We start from the raw sequence: 16,501 nt of genomic DNA, 5'->3' as shown, positions 1-16,501 counted from the left end.
AGTCTTGACATGGAAAAACTCCTTGCCGCCTTTCAGCTCTTTTTCAGGGAAAACTCCCAAAGCTGGATCGAGCGCTTTGACTACAAAGAGGCAGGGCCTCAGCTTCTCATGCAGGCTTTTTTGCAGCGCATTGTGAACGGCGGCGGCAGGGTGAACCGGGAGTATGGTTTGGGCAGCAGACGGACGGATCTCTTCCTTGAGTGGCCCCTTGATAAGGAAAAGGGCTTTTTCGGAACCGTGCAGCGGGTGGTGATTGAGCTGAAAATCTTAAGAAAAGGGCTGGAGGCCACCTTACAGGAAGGCCTTTCCCAGACGGCGGACTATGCGGACAGAAGTGCTGCGGATGAGGCCCATCTGGTTATTTTCAACCGGAACCCGGACATTCCCTGGGACGAAAAGATCTGGCGGAAAAGCATGGCGCATGGAAAACGCCCCATTGACGTATGGGGAGCCTGAAATTTTCCCCGCCCTTCTTATTTTTCTTCCCGCCTGCTGCCCCCCTGCCACCAGTTAAGCTGGCGGGGGCTGGGCACCCCCACAAGAAAATCCGCATCCCTATCTATATGCAGTTCCACATGGCGGGCCTCGGTATCGGAATAAAGGGAAAGAAAGGCATGGTAGCGATCCGTCAGGGCCAGGGCGCGCTGGTTGGCAGAACCCTTGAGACCTCTCCCGCTGTTCAGGGCCTCCACATAAGGGCCATCAATCAGAAGATCCGTACACTTCAAAAGTGATGCAACGCCCCGATCCCCTTTTGCCATGGCGGTGAGGGTTTCAAGGGCATAGCCCGTATAGACAATGACCCCCAGATCCCGGTGCTGACGCAGTGTCCCCACAAGGCTGGCCAGAGCCCCGGCCTGGCAGAAGGGTTCGCCTCCGGAAAGGGTGAGGCCCTCCACTTCCGGATGCAAAAGAATCTCCTCTGCCAGCGAAGGGAGGGTTCTGCGGATGCCCCCCTCAAAGGGCCGGGCCTCAGGGGTCATGCAGCCGGGGCAAAGGCGGGGGCAGCCCTGCACCCAGAGGGCAAAACGCAAAAAAGGACCAAGGCTGCGGGTGCCTTCCTTTAAGGCATAAAGAACAAGGGGGTTTTCTGTCATCAAAGCGGCTCCCTCCCCTATTGCAAAACCTGATGAAGCGCTGGCACAGAATCACCTGTGCCAGGCATGACGGGTTGACCGCACGGCGGCGCGTGTTCTGGGGCGTATGGCCAAAAAACCCGGCCACGCCCCAGAACACGCGCCGCTTTTTGCGGCCTTGCGGCCGAAAAAGAAAAAGAAAAAAAACGCCACAAAAGGTAAAAAACTAAAAAAGACAAAAGGTTAAGATCCTGCAAGGCGGAACCCCATGTCGTTGCCGCGAACGTCGGCCCCGTACCTGCGGCGATTGGCCGAACGACAGTTCCCGGCGTAGTTGTCCCAGCCGCCGCCCCGAATGACGCGGTCACGTTTAAATATATGCCCCATATATATGGGATCGGTTCCGGGCAGATTTTCATAATCTTTCCTGTACACATCCTGAACCCACTCATAGACATTGCCGTGCATGTCATACAGCCCCCAGGCATTGGGTTTAAAGGAGGCCACCTTGACGGGTTTTTTCCGATAAGTTCCCTTGGGGCAGCCGGCATAGTTGGCATCGTCTGTGGAAAGGCAGGTTCCAAAGGCAAAGGGCGTATCTGTCCCCGCACGGCAGGCATATTCCCATTCCGCTTCCGTGGGAAGACGCACACTAAGGGTCTTATCCATGGCATTGAGCTTTTTTATGAATTCCTGAGCCTCATTCCAGGAAACACTCTCCACCGGGCAGTCCTTGCCGCAGTCTTTAAAATGGGAAGGATTGCTGCCCATCACAGCCTCCCACTGCCCCTGGGTCACCTGCGTGCTCATCATGTAAAAATCTTTGGAAATCTTTACACGATGCCGCTTTTCATCATCAAACCGCCCCGGCTCATTCTCCGGAGACCCCATCCAGAACTCGCCCGCAGGAATCCTCACAAAGGTCATGCCAAGGCTGTTCTTCAAGGTCTTTTCAGCCCTCTTTTCTCCTTGATGCCCTGAAGATGCCGGGGCCTTTTCCAAAGCCGCCTCCAGAACCCCCGACGCAGCCCACAGGTGGCAGGAAACCGGACGCACCTTGTCTCCCTTCACCCCAAGGCGAAGACCCATGGGAAAATCTTCTGCTGAAGCATAAAGGCTCCGGGCCGCGTCCCGATCCAGATTCAGAACCGGACAAAGGCCCAGGAGTATTTCTTTGGCCCAGTCCGAAACTTCCTTCCAGGCCATGGGAAACCTGCCGGTTTTAATGTCATAGCCCTCCTTCACCAGAACCGCACGGCCCGCCTTCCAAACAGCACCCTCCAGCCGGGCCACCCGATCTTCCTCGAACTCAAAGGGGTCTCTCTTAAAATCCGGGGCTTCATCCCGGTTCACCCACTTTTCCGCCCATTTGCCCCGCGCCTCATCCAGAAGGGAAAGCGCCGCATCTGCGATGTCTTCCTCCCGGCTGCCAAGGATCAGGGGAAAGCCCCAGCCGCAGGTGGGGCAATTTTGAGACTCTTTATTTTGCTTCAGCCCGCAGACGGGGCAGGTTTTTTCTTCCATCTGTCTTCCTCCACATGCCTCTTCCTGAGTCTTGCTGTCATTTTTTATTTTATTTAGACCCTATCAAGACAATTTTAACAGGACTTATTCCGCTTCCCCTGAATCCGTTATATTCAGAATTTTTTCTTTATTACCCTTGGGTATTTTCAGTGTGTAGCGTTCATGAGGGAGAAGATCATAACAAAGTTCAGGGTTCAGGTTTTTCAAATTTGAAAAGTCTATTCCTGTTGCAGTTGCTATGGATTGAAGATCTAACTGTCTTTCAACGGAAACTCTTTCATAGGGAACTGGTGAATAAAGGTCCTTCGGGTCGAATCTGTATTTTTCCATGTTTTTAATTACATGCACAGTAGCAAGAAAACGGGATACATACTGGGCTGTTTCCCTGGGCAGTTTTGTGTAGAGATCCCAGAAATTATCAAGGTAATTTACATTCTGCATTTTTATGGTTCTAAGTACCCACTCCTCTCCACAATTGTAGGCTGCAATTACAGTGGGCCAGTCTCCAAAAAGACGGTGGAGCTCGGTTAGATAAGCAACCGCCGCATCGGTGGCTTTTTCAGGATCCATTCTTTCGTCTATAAGCCGATCCCTTCTGAGACCAAAGCGGACACCTGTGGAAGGAGTAAACTGCCAAAGTCCAAGTGCACTTGCACTGGAGAGTGCTTTGACCTGAAACCCTGATTGAATAAGCGGTAGCCATGCAAGCTCTGTTGGAAGTCCGGCTTCATTAAGTTTTTCAAGTATCATATCCATGTAAAGACCGGATCTTCGATAGGCCTTTGCGAAAAAAATCCGTTCTTTTTTGGTAAATCGGTCAATTTCCTGTTGTACATACCTGTTGTCGGGTATCTGTATTGGACTTTGCTTACCCTCAACTCCTATTGTTCTTGATGAATGGATTTCCATAATCCGCCTTGCTATAGCAATGCGTAGATCATATCTTTGCTGCATATCGGTGGCTGTGATGGTTTCAACGCTGATTATTAAGTCATAGGCTTGATCCAAAGATTCTAAAGCAGAATCAAAATCTCCTGACAGCCAGAAATCGTTTGCAATATAATACAAATTAAGGGCATGCCCATATAATGGAGGGGATTCATCAGCAAGGAGTTTGCTTGCTGTTCGGGGTTCTGTTCTATTCTCAGATTTTATGGAGACGATTTCATTTTTTGAAATCCCATCTTTTTTTACCTTGGGGTCAAAGTTTTCTGAATATCTTTTATGCTGTGTACTTGAACAGCCTGAATTTAAAATCAGACCAGAGCAAATAAGGCAAAGAAGTATTTTTTTAATTGTATTGAACCTTAATATCTGTTGTAGGTATGAAATAGAAATTAAAAGTTTCATTTTATCCCACTTTTTTTTAAATTATTTCAAATAATAAAACATGCACCTGCCTTTTCATGACCCGTATAGATTTCACTCAAATTTAAGGTAAAAGCCCAAAAGCTTAAGATCCTGCAAGGCGAAACCCCAGGGCATCGTCACGATCATCGGCCCCGTTCACGTCGCGACTGGCCGAACGGCAGCCCCCGGCACCGCAGTCCCACCCACCGCCCCGAAGGACGCGATCACCGCCTGTGGCTGGCGCATATATGGGATCCGTTCCGGGTAAGGTTTCATAATCACTTATATGCACATCCTCAACCCACTCCCAGACATTGCCATGCATATCGTAAAGACCCCAGGCATTGGGTTTAAAGGAGGCCACCTTTACGGTTTCTCTCAGAAAAGTCCCCTTGGGGCAGCCGGTCAGGGGATCTTTACCATCATAATTGGCATCATCTGTGGAAAGACAGTTACCAAAGGCAAAGGGCGTATCTGTCCCCGCACGGCAGGCATATTCCCATTCGGCTTCCGTTGGAAGACGCACGGTGAGGCTTTTATCCAGGGCATTGAGCTTTTTAATAAATTCCTGAACAGCATCCCAGGTAACCATCTCCACCGGGCAATCCTTGCCACAGTCTTTAAAATCGGAAGGGTTGCTGCCCATCACAGCCTCCCACTGCCCCTGAGTCACCGGGGTCGTCATCATGTAAAAATCCCTGGAAATCTTTACCCTGTGCCGTTTTTCATGACCAAGCCGCCCCGGCTCATCCTCAGGGGAGCCCATCCAGAATTCTCCCGCAGGAATCTTCACAAAGGTCATGCCAAAGCTGTTCTTCAATGACGGTGCCTTTTCCAAGGCAACCTCCAGCCCTCCCGACTCTGTCCACAAATTGCAGGAAACAGGACGCAGCTTTTCGCCTTTCACATCCAGGCGAAGCCCCATGGGGAAATCTTCTGCTGAAGCGTAAAGATTCCGGGCCGCATCCCGATCCAGATTCAAAACCGGACAAAGGCCCAAGAGAATTTCTTTGGCCCAGTCCGAAACTTCCTTCCAGGCCATGGGAAATCGGCCCGTTTCTATATCGTATTTTTCCTTCAGAAGAACAGCCCGGCCTGCCTTCCAGATGGCACCCTCTAACCGGGCCACACGGTCTTCCTCATACTCAAAGGGATCCCGCTCAAAATCAGGAGCATGGTCCCGGTTCACCCACTTTTCAGACCATGACTTACGAGCCTCATCCAGAAGGGAGAGGGCTGCATCTGAAATGTCTTCTTCCCTGCTGCCAAGAATCATAAGGAAATCCCAGCCGCAGGTAGGGCAATTTTTGGATTCTTCATTTTGCTTCAGCCCGCAGACGGGGCAGGTTTTTTCTTCCATGGAAACACTCCTTTACATTTTATATTCCAGACACCCATCTGTGAAATATCTGAAATCAGACTGCTGTTCTGATTTTTTAATGAAGCCCTCCCCCCCCCCCCCCGCACACAGGCAAAAGAAACCATGGCATTATAAAAAGCTATGCAGGAGGCCTGTGTGCCGGGCAGGCAATCCTCTGGCTTCGAGAACCTCAGCCACCACCCAAGGGGAGAGGGAGCCTTGTGGATATCTTTTTTCTCCCCTATCCCCCAATATCCCCGGCTTCCAGGGTATTCAGCATCTCCTCACTCACCTCATCGAGAAGGGGCCTCAGGCGGCTGCTCTGCCTTGCAATCACTGCGGCCACAAGGTTTCTCACATCACCGGCATTGCCAAAATCCGATCTTCCCCTGCGTTCATCCCAGCCAGCAAGATGCCTTTCCAAGGCCATTGCAGCAGCCGCACTCAGGGTGTAGCCCTGATCCCTGAACATGCCCTGGGCGATTTCACAAAGCTCTGGCCCGCTGTAATCTGGGAAGACAATGGTTTCTGGAATACGGCGTTTAAAACCGGGGTTGGTTTGAAGCAGGGTCTGCATTTTTTCAGGGTATCCCGCAAGAATGACGCACAGCCTGTGTCTATAGTTGTCCATGTTGGCAAGCAGGGTTTCCAGTGCCCGTTTTCCATAACTATCATGCTCGTCCTGGACAAGCTGATAGGCCTCATCCACAAAGAGAATGCCATCCAGGGCCTCTTCGATTCTTTCTTTCGTGTTGTTTTCCGCATCGCCCTGATAGCGGCCCACAAGATCTTCCCGTTTTACCTCCACCACATGGCCCCTGCTCAAAAGCCCAAGGGATCGGAAAATACGGCCCATAAGCCGGGCCACCGTGGTTTTTCCCGTTCCGGGATTGCCGGAAAAGACATAATGGCCTGCCAGAAGCTCTCCCCTGCCCCGTCTCTGCTGCACGGCAAGGGTATCGCAAATGCGCACCAGGGTATTTTTGACGGAAGAAAGCCCCACTAAACCCTGAAGCTCTTCCAGAAGCCGTCCCACATCCGTACTGGCTGCCCCTTTTACGGCATCCTCCCAGTGTTTTGGGTCAAAACCGGGCCTTGAAGGCAGATCTTCTTTTTCTATGATAAAAAGAGCCGGGTCTCCGGACTTCAAGCCCATGGACAATATCCGCTCACTCTGATGGGGGAGGATTTCCCTGTCCAGAAGCTCCCTTACGGTGCGGGCGTTACCAAACTGCCTGTCCCTTTGCGCCGCAAGAAAGGCCAGAAGCCGCAGAAGATGTTCCGAGCCCTCATCACTAAGCCTCATTTTCCTTTGGGAAAGCATGATCTGGCAGATCTGGTGAAGTTCATGGCCCGTGTAATCTTCAAAGGGAATGGACTGGGTGCGGGAAGCAAGGCCCGAATCCGTATTCAGAAGGGCCTGCATGTCGGCGGGATAGCCCGCAAGAATGACACAGAGCTGATTTCTCCGGTTTTCCATTTCAGGCACCAGCACCTTAAGGGCATCCTGCCCCTGGGCACTCACTAATTGATGGGCCTCATCAATGAAAAGAACACCATCCTGTGCCCGACGCAAGGCTTCCCGAATGGTATTTTCCGCTGTGCCTGCATAGCTTCCCACCACATCCGAAGCATTGAGCCTTTCAACATGGTTTCGGTTCAAAAGACCCAGCTCATAAAAAAGAGCGCCCATTTTCAGGGCCACTTCCGTCTTACCCGTTCCGGAATTGCCCACAAAGAGATAATGCCCCGGTGCAAAGCCCGCAAGACTTCCGTTCCGGAGCATTTCCGCATGGAGGCTGTGGCAGAGTTTTTTGAGAGCACTTCTCACGGACTGAAGCCCCACCAGTGCATCCAGGGGTTTCAGAAGTTCCTCCACAGAGGGAAGTTGCTGAAGGCCCAGCCATTGCCGCCATCCGGGAAGGGATCTGAAATCATGAAGCTTCAGCACAGGAAGACTTCCGGCATGGCTTTTAAGGCCTGCCACAAGATTGATGACCTCGCCTGCATTACCAAAACGATCCCTGTCCTGATTTTTAATCCACTGCTCAAAGGCAAAGGGAAGTTTTTCTTCAAGCTCTGCATCAAGGCTCAGGTTTTCGGACTTCACAACACTGCGGAAAATCTCAAAAAGCTCAGGCCCCGTATAATTCTCCAGCACCCAGCGGTTGGCTGAGGGAAAACGGCGGGCAAGGCCGGGATTGGCTTCTGGCCCTTCGATGAAATCCGTCATCTCACGGGTATAGCCCGCCACAATCAGGGAAAACTGCCCGTTGAAGGTGGTCATGGACTGCACCAGCTCTGCAATGGCCTCCTGCCCAAAAGAATTCAGATTCAGGCTGTAGGCCTCATCAATGAAAAGAACCCCGCCCATGGCACGGGATACGGCCTCTGCCGTGCGTCTGGCCGTTCCACCAATATGCTCTTCAATGAGATCTTTAGAAGAAACCTCCACCCGATGACCCGAGGCAAGAAGCCCTTCTTTTCTGTAAATTTGAGCAATAATGCGGGCTGTGGTGGTTTTACCCGTTCCGGGGCTGCCCATGAGGGCAAGGTGAAGGTTCTCAAGCTTGTCCGAGGAAGGGGCTGTCTCCCGTATCAGGCGCTGCACATCATGGCCAAGGGGCGCTTTTGCAGGCGGAGCATGGCGGGCCAGCTTCTCTTTGGCCCTTTTTACAAGACCCTGAAGCTTAATCTCCACCCTCTCTTTCATGCCGGTTCTGCTTCGCAGCTCTTCCCATGGGTCGGTCAAATCTTCCCTGAAACACTGGGGGCTGCTCAGAATTTCATGGCAGAGGGTGTTCATGCCCTTTACACCCTGATCCAGATTGTCGGGTATCAGTTCTCGGGCCAGCCGGGGACTCTGGGTTTCCACCTCATGGGATGTCCAGAGAAGTCTTCCCTGAAGGCGCAGCCGATGCAATAGAAAAGCCACCTCATCCATACGACCGGGGCCGACATGGAAGGAAAGCTCAGGTTTGGGGCGGGTATCCTCTCCTTTAAACAAATGGGACGAAAGCCTTGGCATTCTCTGGCGGTTCAACTCCACATCCCCCTGAAATACCAGAAGGGCCATGTTCCGGCTTCCCGGTGCAAGGCTGGCTCCTGTCCAGCCGCCGAAAATATTGTCCCAGTGACGGATGGCATCCCCGTCCAGAAGCGAAAAAAGGTCTTCCCCGTTCCGGAAGATGAGAACCGTGGACAGGTTTTCCTGCATCATGCGATCCAGTGCATGGATGGCATCCGCATCGGACATGGCGCCAAAGTTCCAGCGGATATTCTCCTGCGAAACAGGAGCAGAGGTTGGTGCTGCCGGTGCTGCGGCACGGGACATTCGGGACATGCCTAAAGGCCCGCCTTTAAGTTTGGGGATTTGTCTGGATGGCCTTTTTTCCCCCTCTCCCTCTGGCTGCGGGTTTCCATTCCGATCAGAACCAGAAGAAGCCCCGGCAGCTGCGGCGTTGGAATTGGCCCGGCCCTTTGATTCCTCTGTCTGGGGCCTTGCCAGTTTTGCAGAATCTATATCCGCAAAATGGATTTTCTGATCCGGAGCGTAAAATACCACCCGTTCATAACCAAGGGTCTTGAAATGGGTGAGCAGCCAGAGGTTGATATCCAGCTCCCGCAGGCGGGGTGTATAAAAAAAATCCCCCGTGTTGCCGTAAAGGGCAAAAACACGGTGGGAAGGATTGGTGAACAGGCGTTCCATGGAGCCTCCCGGAATTCTTCAGGTTAAGGATGGTGCACTCCCCGATGCACCCGCTGCCGTGCGGTTTCATCTTCCGCATCCTGTTTTTTCAGGTGGGCCGCAAAAAGAATATCCATTTCATCAAGCTCCGTCTTCAGGGCAAGGAGGCGGGCCGGAACTTCCAGCATGGCGGTGTCGATCCGGACAGGGGGCAATCCCGTTTCCGCCTGAAGCAGGTTGTCTCCGATGGTGCGACTCACCTCCGTACAGGTGCGGTAATAGGATACAAGTTTTTCCGTAAGACTGGCCCAGTCCTGAAGGCCGGGGCCGGGATCCTTTCCCTGATCCAGTCCTTTTTCCAGATCCTTCATACGGGCTGCGGCCTCCCGGATTTCCTGACGCAGCGATTCCAGCTGATGAAGCTCCCCAAGCTGGCCTTCAAGTCGTTTTTTTTCCCCTGCCATGGCCCCATGCTCTGCAATTTTTAAATTCAGACTTTCCTCAAGCTTTCGGATTTCCTGACGCAGGGTTTCCATGCGGGCCGCACACTGCCGTCCTGCCTCTTCCTGGGCCTTGCACAGCACTTCCATGGCCGTTTTTCCTGCCTCAAGCCCTTCTTCCTCTTTCCGGAGACGGGCCTGCAGGATCCCGTGTTCTGCCTTCAGGGTATCCATCTGGGTTTGCAGCAGTTTTTTAAGGCTTTCCCGGTTCGGCCCCAAAATATCCAAAAGGCGGGGAATCTCATCCGCAAGGCTTTTCGCCATCTGGGCCTTGTAAGTGATACGCTTAAGGGTCTGCATGGCATCGAGGGACGCAGTGTCGGAAGCCTCCCATTCCTGAAGACTTCGGATCAGCTCACCCATGAGAACCCGCCTTGTGGCGGGATCTGCCGCCTCAATACTCTGCCACTGACCCCGCACCTGGTATTTCAGATTCTCAAAGCTCATTTTTTACCTCCATCGACCACAAGCAAGGCTGGAACATGGGCCATGAGATCCCCGAGGGTGGTGGAACACATCGCCTTCGGTTTTCCCTTTTCCCGGATATGGATGGAAAAAATTTTGTTGCTGTCCATGGAAAAGCCCACCTGCACATAGCTCTCCGGACTCAGCCCCTTGGGCATCAGGGCCTTAAGCGAGGTTCCGGAAAGCTTCAGGGAAAAAGGCTTGCCCGGAACAGGCTCCAGATACACAGGAATCTCGATGCTGGGGTTGGCCACCAGAAAATCCTGAGCCAGCCAGACGGGTTTCCGGTATTTTTCCATCTTCTCTGCCTTTTTAAGAACAGGCATCATCCGGATGCGCACACTCCTGTCCTTCCCGATGTCAAAGGCCTGGATACCCACATCCATGGGACAGGTTTCAATGACCTCCGTAAGGTCGTTGGCAATGAGGGCGGCTCCCTTGGAAATGGCAAGTGCCCGGTCTTCCAGGGCAAAGAGATCGTCAAAGCGCAGATCCCCGCTCATCACATTGCCAAAGGCCCTGCGGATGGTTTCCTGAACGAGAAAAAAGGCGGAAAAGCCCCCTACCATGAGCACCTTGAAGCTTTCTCCATTCTGAATGTCAATGCCCTGGGCCTGTATATTTTCAACCAGGACTGTGAGGGATTCCTTCATGGAAGGACGAATTTCCTTCTCAAAAACATCCGCAAGGTGACAGGCATAGACTGGCGTTTCATCCCCAAGATACATAAGAACATCTTTTTCAACGGCTTCCGGAAGTTCCAGATACAGGCCCAGAGTTTGTGAGAGGGTTCCCTGCCGGAAGATTTTTCCTTCCTCAAACTCCCGTACCCGTTTAAAAAAAAGAGTCGGTTTTTTTACTTGGATATCCGGAAACACAGCCTTCACAACGGCCTGATCATAGGCCACACCCGCACTGCCAATGCGGCCATTCACAAGACCATTGCCCGCCCTGTCCACCACCTTCATGCTGTGCCTGTCCTTGCCGTCGTTTTCCACCTTCACAAGGCAGAAATCCATGGTGCCGCCCCCGCAGTCGCAGACCAGAAGATGGCCAGAAAAGGGTTTTCCCTTTTTCTTCTGGTAGCAGTGCAGATAATAACTGCCTGCGGCCACCGGCTCACTCTGAACCTCTACGGTGGCAATGCCCTGATCCTGAAAGCAATGGATGAGCTTTTCCCTGCGGATCTGGAGATTCTGGGGCACCCAGACCTCGGGTACCGTCACCACCACCCCCTTTGGCCTGATTTTATGATCCTCCTGCACCTGACGAAGCAGCTCCCGGATAAAGGCGCGGGTCACCCCTTCGGGATTTTCTCTGGTATCTCCCCAGTGCTGACGCACCGTTTCCGGGGCTTCGCCCAGAAGCATCTTGAAATTCTGATACACCTCAAGGCCGGGTTCACCGACCATGTTTTTTGCTTCCCACCCGTAATAGTTTCTGACATCGGTTTTTGTCTTCCGACATGCCAGAACACTGGGGACATAGCGGTATTTGTGCCCGTCTCCAAAGCCGAGGGACTCCGGTTCCCCCCTCCCGAGACAGCTCACCGCCGTGTTGGTGGTGCCAAAATCAATGCCAAGTTTCATGTTTTTTCCTCCATCATACATTCCAAAAGAATACAAAGCTCAGGCCCTTCACCCTCAACGGCCATTTTCCTAAACAAAAATAATAACATACTCCGCACGGTCATTTTTGAAACAAAGTAATGAACATCGTGGTTCTTTATTACTTTCTGCCCTCACCCCCGGCCCCTCTCCCGCAGGAGAGGGGAGAAAAAAACATCCCCAAGGCTCCCTCTCCCGCAGGAGAGGGGAGAAAAAAACATCCTCAAGGCTCCCTCTCCCACTGGGAGAGGGTTGGGGTGAGGGCTTCATTAAAAAAGTCAGAATAACAGTCCAGTTTTCAGATGTTTCACAGATGGGCGTCCGGAGTATAAATTCTGGCACTATCCCTTTTTCCAGCAATGTGGTGCCAAAAAGGCAAAAATCACTGTCCGGCACGCACGAGGCGGAGCTGGCGGTTGCCGTACTTGTATTCGTAGCCGACACCGCCGTAGTTGAAATGGAGGCCCCACGCACGGCCAGTAGAGTTGGCGTAGGGCGAGGAAGACCAAAACCAAGATGACGGCGTATTGGGAAAGGCCCCGGCATGGAGGGTGGGCTTTTGATACTCTCCTTCACAGGAACCTCCATAACTTTCTCCACTGCTATTTTTCTCAAAGGCTTCCCGCTTCCCTGAACTGCAGACCACAAGGGTATTCAGCTCCTTGATGGTGGGCACACGCCAGTCCGACTTGCCTGCAAAACGATGGGAACTGGCTGCTTTCAGGGCCTTCTTCCAGGTATATGTTTTTGCATCCCCCGTACAGGTGCTGCCGTTCCAGCTCTGTCCCAGGGAGCAGCGCATCCACTGGAGGTCCGTCTTTGTATCCAGCACCGTGCCATCCCCAAGATCTTTATAAGATTTAGGATTGTTAGAATAAGTTTCAGGATTTTTATAAGGTGGTGTTGAAAAAAACAAAAAATACAAAATCGCCGTTAAAAAAAGGCCCAGAATCAGAGATAAGTCATAAAACTTTCCCCTCCCCTTTTTGGACTCCACCGGAGACGGGGAAGGCGGTGAGGGAGGAGGTGCCTGCTCCAGAAAAAGGGGCAGCGCCCCTCCTGGTGTCACCATCTCCAGCCTGTCCACCTCTGGTTTGCCCTGCTGCCCCTTCAGCCAGGCATAGACCGGCCACTGAGGGCCCGAACCATACAGGGAGCGGGCCGCATCCCGGTCCAGGGTCAAAAAGAGGCTGCCCTGTCCACGCCAGCTTTCAACATGGGGCTCAAGGCCGCTTGTGGCATCCACATTCAGCACCACCGGAAACCGTTGGCTCAGGATGTCATAGGAAGCTTTCTGCAAAACCCCCTGCCCCACGGCATAGGGCCGCGAAACCTGGCGTTCCATAAATTCTTCTTCTGTCTCAAAGGCATCCCGAACCAGATCCAGACGCAGGGAGGGATCATAGGACCGTTTTTTCCAGGCTTCGCAGGCAGCATCAAGTTTCTGCATGGCCTGCCCCCGGACATCCTCATCAGGTCTCCCAAGGTAGAGGGGAAAATCCCAGTCGCACTGGGGGCAGGCCTTCAGGGCTGTATCCTGATCCAGACCGCAGACGGGGCAAATTCTGCTCTTCATCCAAGACTCCTCATGTCAAATTTTTTCCTGCACCCGGCATCCCTCATGCCAAGCTCCTTTTTCATAAAGCTGAGATGAAATCTGTAAAAGCCAATACACTCACCTGACCGGTTTGGTATTGCGGATTTTTTCAAAATCCCTGCGGGTTTCATCGGCCCGCAATGTCCGTTCATGGCCGGGAACACACTGAAGGGGAGACTGGGTAATACCCAGACTGCCAAGGGTTTCATTCAGTTTTCGGGTCTGGGCGGCGGCAAAACGGGCATCATTGTGGCTTTTAGGAAAATAGGCGAACTGAAGGCGGTTTTCTATTTCTCCACGGGGCCGTTCTTCGGGCAGAATAATGGTGACCATCTCATTGCCCGCCAGATCCCGCATTTTCATGTGGTAGCTGTTCTTCCATCCCCTGCCGTCGCTACCTTCTCCTTCCCAGAGACTTTCTTCCAGCTCCCAGCCGCTGTCGGCCAGCCCTTGCACCACATCCTGGGCAATGTTCACCCGAAGCTGGGAAGCCACAAGCCGTTCCTTGGCCAGGGTCACCAGATCCAGAAGCTCTCCCTCCAGCAACTGCCCCTTTTGGCTAAGTTGCTGCAGATCCGCAAGGCTCAGGTCTGCCCTGTTATTTTCCAGCAGGGAAATTTCCTTGAGGGCCTCCTGACGCAGCCGGGCAAGGCCCTCATCCGTCCAGTAATCCAGCTCCGCATCCAGCTCTTTTTTTCCTTCTTCAGTTTCAAAAATCCAGCGGGCCGTTTTCTCAGCTTCCATTTCCGCAAGACGCTTTCTCAGGCCGTTCAGGGCATCATTGTAGCAGGCATCCCACTCCGTCTGACGGAATTCAATTTCCGCCTGAAGCCTTAAGGCCTTGGTGTAAAGGGCCTGACCGGTGGCAATGGCAGTCTCAAAATCCCCGTTTTTCACATTCGTTCGGCTGCGCTCAAAGTCTCCCTTCAGGATCTCCAGCTCTCCGGGGGCAAATTTACCGTGACGCTGATGCTTTTCAATGTAGTCAAGCAGGGTACCCGAATCCTCAAGCCATTGCTTTGCCCTTTCCTCCTTGCCCCGCTGGGCCGCATCCAGGCTTGCAAACTTCGCCTCCATCAAAGCAGACTGGGTAGAAATAAGTTCCTGATACTCCTTTCTTTGGGCATCCAGGCGCTTTCCCACACCCTCCAGATCCGCTGCAAAGGCCTCTTGCTGGGCCTGAAGCTTTTGCTGAAAGTCACGGGTCTGCTGCTGCATTTCCGTGCTCAGTTTCTTCAGGGTTTTTTCCATGGCCTTCCTGCGCTTCTCCGTATCCAGGCTGTTTTCCTGAATACGCTGTCTGGCCTCCTCCAGATGGTACTGCAGGTTCTGTTGGATGGTCTCGGACTGTTCCACCTTCTCGGCAGCTTTCATCAGGCGATGATACTCACATTCCCGAAGCCGTACTTCCTTTTCTCCACTCATGCCCCCTCCAATTTTTCAATCTGTGAAAAGCCACCACGATACTCCATTACCCCCATCGCCGTTCTTCTCCCTACACCTCTGTCCGGCCTCAGAAAATGCTACGCAGCATACGCCATATAAACCGAAGCCCAAGTAAGCCAATCACAATGGCCACCAAAAAAGATACGATACTTCTGAATATTTCCGGTGCTGCCCAGGCCAAAAGCCAGCCAAGACCCAGCAAGAACAACAACAGCCCCAAAAGACGCAAAAGACCAAGAAGACTGTAACCGATGGCCCGCATGGCACCCATCCTGCCAATAAGATGCAACGACCAGAATTTTTCCAGAAATCTGGGATCAGAGCCCATAGCAACCTCCATCAAAGACAAAAGGCCAAATTTTATCCTCCATGCCCGGCACACAGGCAATCGGGCGATACGGCTACAGATACAAAGACGGTTTACCTGCATGCCAGGGTAAAGAGTCAATCTAAGGGTAGATCAAGCCCGCAAATGGCTTCACTTACACTTCACAGCATCTGGCTTCACACCCAGTTTTTTAAATTTTGCCTGGGCCAATACACAGGCCTCCTCCTTGTTTTTGGCACTTACAGTCACCATTTTGTCCGGCTTGCCATCTTTATAGGCCCAACATTCATAACTTGTACTCATGTTCCCACTCCTTTTTTCAATGCTGCATTCATGATCATTGGCCCCGACGCTTCCCTGCACAGCCCCCATGGCTGCTGGCATAGCCAAGGCCAGATAAAAATAAACATATCCAACGCTTTTCCTTAAAGACAGCCGCAGGAAACTGCCCGGCGGCGCGTGTTTCGGGACGTATGGCCAAAAATCCGGCCACGTCCCGAAACACGCGCCGCTTGAGGCGGCCTTCGGCCGCAAAAAAAAAAGAAAAAAACGGCACAAAAGGTAAAAAAATAAAAAAGACAAAAGGTTAAGATCCTGCAAGGCGAACCCCCAGGTTGTCGTTGCGAAAATCCGCCCCGTCCCCGCCGCGACGGGCCGAACGGCAGTACCCGGCGCGGCTGCTCCAGCCGCCGCCCCGATGGACGCGATAATCACCGGCTCCCGCATATATGGGATTTGTTCCGTACAATGTCTGATAATCCAATTTATACACATCCTGAACCCACTCCCACACATTGCCATGCATGTCATACAGCCCCCAGGCGTTAGGCTGCTTCTGGCCCACCGGATGGGTTCCGCACCTGTTGCAGGATTTCTGTTTTTCTGGCCAGCCGGAACAATCAAAACCTCCCACATAACTCACGCAACTGTTCCCCCCATACCAGGCCACAGGGTCAAGGGCAGGCGCATTGTTTCTTCCCAAAATTTCCATGGGGCCGGAAGAGAGGGCCGTCTCACTTCCAGCACGGGCCGCATACTCCCATTCGGCTTCCGTGGGCAGGCGTACCGTTATGCTTTTATCCAGAGCGTTCAGTTTTTTTATAAATTCCTGAATATCGTCCCAGGAAACCTGCTCCACAGGGCAGTCTTTGCCGCAGTTTTTAAAATGAGAAGGATTGCTGCCCATCACCCTTTCCCACTGCGCTTGCGTCACTTCCGTGGTCATCATGTAAAAATCTTTGGAAATCCTGACCTGGTGGCGTTTTTCATCATCATCCCTTCCAGGCTCATTATCAGGAGATCCCATCCAGAACTCCCCGGCAGGAATTTTCACAAAAGTCATACCCAAATGATTGGTCAGCCTTGACGGTAAAGGCAAGGCAGCCATTCTCGACCTTGCTCCTTCCCTACGAATACAGGTAATACAAGAATGATAATACTTCTGGTAAGATGACCATGTATTAATTTTTTCAGCTTCCTTCCACAACCGCGTATCCGCTAAATCACGCAAGTCCTGCAAACGCCCTTCCGCATCCTTCTTATAATTACAAACCGTGCAGG

At 52.5% G+C, this 16,501-nt stretch carries 13 protein-coding genes; 1 reads left to right on the top strand and 12 read right to left on the bottom strand.

Annotation, left to right across the window (positions count from 1 at the left end; genetic code table 11):
• Positions 1-456, top strand: a 456-nt coding sequence (locus tag BR04_RS16830; RefSeq protein ID WP_496357190.1) for a hypothetical protein, incomplete at its 5' end; no start/stop codon positions are given.
• A gap of 17 nt (positions 457-473) precedes the next feature.
• Here the strand turns inward: BR04_RS16830 and BR04_RS16825 are convergent.
• The 12 genes from BR04_RS16825 to BR04_RS16770 form a co-directional block, all read right to left on the bottom strand.
• Positions 474-1,097 carry a 4Fe-4S single cluster domain-containing protein gene (locus BR04_RS16825; RefSeq protein ID WP_496357189.1) on the bottom strand — a complete coding sequence of 208 codons (624 nt, stop codon included), beginning with the start codon at positions 1,095-1,097 and terminating at the stop codon, positions 474-476.
• A gap of 222 nt (positions 1,098-1,319) precedes the next feature.
• Positions 1,320-2,600 (bottom strand): formylglycine-generating enzyme family protein, encoded by a 1,281-nt coding sequence (locus BR04_RS16820; protein WP_496357188.1) that lies wholly within the window; start codon positions 2,598-2,600, stop codon positions 1,320-1,322.
• 84 nt (positions 2,601-2,684) lie between these two features.
• Positions 2,685-3,950, bottom strand: coding sequence for a lytic transglycosylase domain-containing protein (locus BR04_RS16815; RefSeq protein ID WP_496357187.1), 1,266 nt, complete (start codon positions 3,948-3,950; stop codon positions 2,685-2,687).
• Positions 3,951-4,053: 103 nt separating this feature from the next.
• Positions 4,054-5,310, bottom strand: coding sequence for a formylglycine-generating enzyme family protein (locus BR04_RS16810; protein WP_496357186.1), 1,257 nt, complete (start codon positions 5,308-5,310; stop codon positions 4,054-4,056).
• Between the two features lie 241 nt (positions 5,311-5,551).
• On the bottom strand, positions 5,552-9,019 hold the full coding sequence (locus BR04_RS16805; RefSeq protein WP_496357185.1) for an AAA family ATPase: 3,468 nt from the start codon (positions 9,017-9,019) through the stop codon (positions 5,552-5,554).
• 23 nt (positions 9,020-9,042) lie between these two features.
• Complete coding sequence (locus tag BR04_RS16800; RefSeq protein WP_496357184.1) at positions 9,043-9,945, bottom strand: hypothetical protein; 903 nt, start codon at positions 9,943-9,945, stop codon at positions 9,043-9,045.
• Positions 9,942-11,552, bottom strand: coding sequence for an Hsp70 family protein (locus BR04_RS16795; RefSeq protein ID WP_496357183.1), 1,611 nt, complete (start codon positions 11,550-11,552; stop codon positions 9,942-9,944). Before BR04_RS16795 ends, BR04_RS16800 begins: the two co-directional genes overlap by 4 nt.
• 400 nt (positions 11,553-11,952) lie before the next feature.
• The gene (locus BR04_RS16790; RefSeq protein ID WP_496357182.1) at positions 11,953-13,146 is read right to left on the bottom strand and encodes an Lcl C-terminal domain-containing protein; all 1,194 of its coding nucleotides are present in this window, start codon (positions 13,144-13,146) and stop codon (positions 11,953-11,955) included.
• Between the two features lie 99 nt (positions 13,147-13,245).
• Positions 13,246-14,592, bottom strand: coding sequence for a hypothetical protein (locus BR04_RS16785; RefSeq protein ID WP_496357181.1), 1,347 nt, complete (start codon positions 14,590-14,592; stop codon positions 13,246-13,248).
• Between the two features lie 88 nt (positions 14,593-14,680).
• Positions 14,681-14,941: a hypothetical protein gene (locus tag BR04_RS16780; RefSeq protein WP_496357180.1), complete on the bottom strand. Its 261-nt coding sequence runs from the start codon at positions 14,939-14,941 to the stop codon at positions 14,681-14,683.
• 150 nt (positions 14,942-15,091) lie between these two features.
• Positions 15,092-15,541, bottom strand: coding sequence for a hypothetical protein (locus tag BR04_RS16775; protein ID WP_496357179.1), 450 nt, complete (start codon positions 15,539-15,541; stop codon positions 15,092-15,094).
• A complete protein-coding gene (locus tag BR04_RS16770; RefSeq protein WP_496357178.1) occupies positions 15,528-16,247 on the bottom strand; it encodes a formylglycine-generating enzyme family protein in 720 nt (239 codons plus the stop codon). The genes BR04_RS16775 and BR04_RS16770 overlap by 14 nt, the downstream gene beginning before the upstream one ends.
• Between the last annotated feature and the right edge of the window lie 254 nt (positions 16,248-16,501).

The organism is Desulfobotulus sapovorans DSM 2055 (assembly GCF_059569355.1).
Note: the sequence above shows the minus strand (reverse complement) of the source record. Positions and strands in the feature narration are given on the sequence as shown.

Excerpts from the sequence above, each read along its gene's own strand:
- BR04_RS16800 (WP_496357184.1), bottom strand. The coding sequence starts at position 9,945 with ATGAGCTTTGAGAATCTGAAATACCAGGTGCGGGGTCAGTGGCAGAGT.
- BR04_RS16770 (WP_496357178.1), bottom strand. The coding sequence starts at position 16,247 with ATGGGATCTCCTGATAATGAGCCTGGAAGGGATGATGATGAAAAACGC.
- BR04_RS16815 (WP_496357187.1), bottom strand. The coding sequence starts at position 3,950 with ATGAAACTTTTAATTTCTATTTCATACCTACAACAGATATTAAGGTTC.
- BR04_RS16780 (WP_496357180.1), bottom strand. The coding sequence starts at position 14,941 with ATGGGCTCTGATCCCAGATTTCTGGAAAAATTCTGGTCGTTGCATCTT.
- BR04_RS16810 (WP_496357186.1), bottom strand. The coding sequence starts at position 5,310 with ATGGAAGAAAAAACCTGCCCCGTCTGCGGGCTGAAGCAAAATGAAGAA.
- BR04_RS16805 (WP_496357185.1), bottom strand. The coding sequence starts at position 9,019 with ATGGAACGCCTGTTCACCAATCCTTCCCACCGTGTTTTTGCCCTTTAC.
- BR04_RS16790 (WP_496357182.1), bottom strand. The coding sequence starts at position 13,146 with ATGAAGAGCAGAATTTGCCCCGTCTGCGGTCTGGATCAGGATACAGCC.
- BR04_RS16825 (WP_496357189.1), bottom strand. The coding sequence starts at position 1,097 with ATGACAGAAAACCCCCTTGTTCTTTATGCCTTAAAGGAAGGCACCCGC.
- BR04_RS16785 (WP_496357181.1), bottom strand. The coding sequence starts at position 14,592 with ATGAGTGGAGAAAAGGAAGTACGGCTTCGGGAATGTGAGTATCATCGC.
- BR04_RS16820 (WP_496357188.1), bottom strand. The coding sequence starts at position 2,600 with ATGGAAGAAAAAACCTGCCCCGTCTGCGGGCTGAAGCAAAATAAAGAG.
- BR04_RS16795 (WP_496357183.1), bottom strand. The coding sequence starts at position 11,552 with ATGAAACTTGGCATTGATTTTGGCACCACCAACACGGCGGTGAGCTGT.